Origin of the sequence: Streptococcus sp. VTCC 12886 (genome assembly GCF_049893425.1) — a bacterium.
Taxonomy (GTDB): domain Bacteria; phylum Bacillota; class Bacilli; order Lactobacillales; family Streptococcaceae; genus Streptococcus; species Streptococcus suis_AA.
In genome coordinates this window covers 1-3,300 of record NZ_JBMVJB010000063.1, presented here as the reverse complement: position 1 = coordinate 3,300, position 3,300 = coordinate 1, and the positions used below count along the sequence as shown (strand labels likewise).

Here is a 3,300-nt window from a genome sequence, read left to right as displayed (position 1 = left end):
TGTAACATCTCCTTGGATTATGTATGTATTTTACCAAACTATACACAGGTGTTACAACTTAATTATATCAGGTCACCGTTTATAGAGAATCGAGTCTAGTTAAAAAAAGGTTCATAGCGTTATGTGTAGAAGGTCTTCTGAACTATGCTTATCTTTCATACCTTTTTGAGTTATGGATTAATAAAGAATTTAATAACCTCGGAACTATGTTGGAAATGATTATCCGTAATGAGTCCTTGCATTGCTTTTATTTTAGTCATAAGGTAAAGCTTCTACTAAAAGAATCAGATCCGCAAGAGGTTGAACGGTTCAAAGCATGGTGTTATGAAACTGTCAACCACTTTGTAAAGCTGGGACTTAATATAATTGGTGACTTCTATTATTTAAAGGAGAGTAAAAAAATCGCCAAAAACTTAATATTGCAGGAAGCTAATAATATTCTCATGGGGATTGGATTGAAAGAGCAATTTAGTTTTAATGATGAGGTGTTGAAAGAAATAAATTATCGGTTAAATAACTTACGCAGGCATCATCTATCCATCTCTAGTAATAAATCAACTTCAACTAATGAAGAGATTATGGAAGAATCTGATTACGAGTTCTAGAGGGGAATATGGAATATAGGGGCATAGACTTAATTTGGTAATTAAACTAGAAATTAGGATTAATGTCATTGATTTGGAATTAGTCTATGATACACAATTTAAAGAAAAGGTGTGAAAGATACCGTTATCATATTAATGAAAAAGGATAACAATAGATTGATCAATCTTATTACTGACTAGATATATATCGTATTAAAATCAATAATAGAGGTCTCAAGTAATTATGATTAAGTAGGGGTAGGAACTTGCTTAGTAATTAGAAGGATAAGTTATGCATAGATTGCATTAGGGACTTGTTAGAAAAAGTGAGAATAGAAGGTAGAAATAAATAAATCTACTGCTTAAGAAAGGAATTATATTATGACAACATTTTTTGGGAAAACCGTTACAGTTTCAGCAGAGAGACAACTACATGTTGGTGATACAATGTCAGATTTTACACTAATGTCAAGTGATTTAACTTTTAAAAGTTTAAGTGATTTTGAAGGGAAGAAGAAAGTTATCTCAATTGTTCCTTCACTGGAGACTGATTTATGTTCAACACAAACACGTACATTTAACAAGGAATTATCAGAACTAGAGGATACTGTTGTTATCACTGTATCAGTTGATTTACCATTTGCTCAGGCGCGGTGGTGTGGTGCTGAAGGATTAGATGTCGTTTTACTTTCTGACTATTATGATAATAGTTTTGGTAAAGCATTTGGTGTTCTCATGGAGGAGTGGCATTTACTAGCTAGGGCGGTCTTGGTTCTAGATTCTCAAAATACTGTTCAGTATACAGAATATCTTGAAAATATCAATGAATCTCCTAATTATGAGAAGCCCGTTGGGGTTGTTAAATCACTATAAGTGTATATTTTACGTACATCATATACTATTGATATATTAGTAATATTAATAAGTACAAAGGTAAGGGGAAAAGAATGCTAAATAAAACAATGAATTGGCAGCTTATTGAAGATGAATTAGATGAATATGTCTGGGATAAGGCAACTGCGCAGTTCTGGTTGGATACAAGGGTTCCTGTTTCGAATGACCTATTAGATTGGAGAAAACTTTCTGATATGGAAAAGGAGGTGGTGAAAAAAGCAGTTGGAGGGCTTGCCTTATTAGATACGTTACAATCTGAAGAGGGCTTATATGCATTAAAGAAAAATGCAAGAACCTTAAAAGAGAGAGCTGTGTTAAGCAACTTCACCTTTATGGAATCCATCCATGCCAAAACATATGGAACTATTTTAATTTCACTTAATACATTCAAAGATATAGAAGAAATATATAATTGGATGAATAATGACCGTAGAATGCAATACAAAGCTAAAAAGATTAATGATATCTATCAGAATGGCACACCTATGCAGGTTAAGGTTGCAAGTGTCTTTTTAGAAGGAATATTGTATTATAGCAATTTCTTTATCCCCCTTTGGTACCGAGGTCAGAATAAATTAGCTAACTTAGCAGAACTTATTAAATTGGTTATACGAGATGAATCAGTACATGGTACATATTTAGGGTATAAGTTTAGAGAGGACTTTAACGAGTTATCGATTACTGAACAAGAAAACTTTACTAATTGGATGTATTCCTTTCTAGAGGAGCTGTTAGATAATGAGTTTGCATATACTAAAGAAGTGTATTCTGAAATCGGACTAGTGGAAGATATTAAAACATTCGTGAAGTACAATGCAAATAAATCTCTGCAGAATATGGGATTTGATATATATTTTAAAGACGCCTCAGCAAATGATGTAAATCCAATTGTAATGAATGGCATTTCTATTGAAACAGCAAATCATGATTTCTTTTCACAGGTTGGTGCAGGATATCTAATGGGAGAGGCGGAGGAAATGCTAGATGATGATTATATTTTTTAAAAGGAACAACAAAAACGGGAGCTCCATTAGATGAAAACTGGACTAATGTCAAATATTTAGACACAAAATGAACTATATTTTCTTAAAATAGTTTTCTTCCTTCTAATTTGGAGTTAAACGATTGTTAGCGGAATGGGGATTATCAAGAAAATTACTTTTCAATTAACTCTAGGTTTGTTATAATCAAAGTATCTTCTTAAAAAAACGTAATAAAGATAACTCAAAATGTAAAAAATAATAAATATTATGAGTGAATGATAGAAAGAAAAAAATGCTAACAAAAAAATTTAAAGAAACATTAAAATATGAAGGCTCAGTTTCTCTCACTTCATGGGGAGCAGAGAAAAGTCCTCATGTTACAGGAACATGGATTTCTTATTTACAGCTTACCAGTGATGAACGAATATTGGCACCAGCAGCAGGAATGCATTATTTAGAAGAAGATATTAAAGTAAATGATACAATTTATCTGATGCTTGGGGTTAGAGAAGTCGAAGGTAAAAATGGCTATCAAGGGATTGGCTTTAGGGTGAGTGCTAAAGCAAAACTTATTTCAAATGGCCCAGAATTTGAAATGATGAAAGAAAAGTATCCATTTTTGCGAGCAGTTCTTGAACTTACTCCGGTGGAAGTAGAACAACTATTATAAAGATTGGACGGTTCTATTGCAAAGTTTCAAATCTACTATCAAATAAGGTAGAATATTAGAAAAAGATAGCAGGAGGAATGACGATGAATCACTTTAAAGGAAAGCAATTTCAGCAGGATGTGATTATTGTAGCCGTGGGCTACTATCTTCGTTATAACCTTAGCTATCG

3 protein-coding genes and 2 pseudogenes are annotated in these 3,300 nt (G+C 32.6%); all 5 read left to right on the top strand.

Annotated elements, in window-relative coordinates; genetic code table 11:
• Positions 1-104 precede the first annotated feature (104 nt).
• Positions 105-605, top strand: a pseudogene (locus tag ACPC57_RS11405) (ribonucleotide-diphosphate reductase subunit beta); the annotation flags it as partial.
• A 360-nt stretch (positions 606-965) separates the two neighbouring features.
• Positions 966-1,457: a thiol peroxidase gene (tpx, locus tag ACPC57_RS11400; RefSeq protein WP_252528544.1), complete on the top strand. Its 492-nt coding sequence runs from the start codon at positions 966-968 to the stop codon at positions 1,455-1,457.
• A 74-nt stretch (positions 1,458-1,531) separates the two neighbouring features.
• Complete coding sequence (nrdF, locus tag ACPC57_RS11395; protein ID WP_434066995.1) at positions 1,532-2,482, top strand: class 1b ribonucleoside-diphosphate reductase subunit beta; 951 nt, start codon at positions 1,532-1,534, stop codon at positions 2,480-2,482.
• 271 nt (positions 2,483-2,753) lie between these two features.
• Positions 2,754-3,131 carry a pyridoxamine 5'-phosphate oxidase family protein gene (locus ACPC57_RS11390; RefSeq protein WP_003129983.1) on the top strand — a complete coding sequence of 126 codons (378 nt, stop codon included), beginning with the start codon at positions 2,754-2,756 and terminating at the stop codon, positions 3,129-3,131.
• A gap of 83 nt (positions 3,132-3,214) precedes the next feature.
• A pseudogene (locus ACPC57_RS11385) lies at positions 3,215-3,300 on the top strand (IS6 family transposase); the annotation flags it as partial.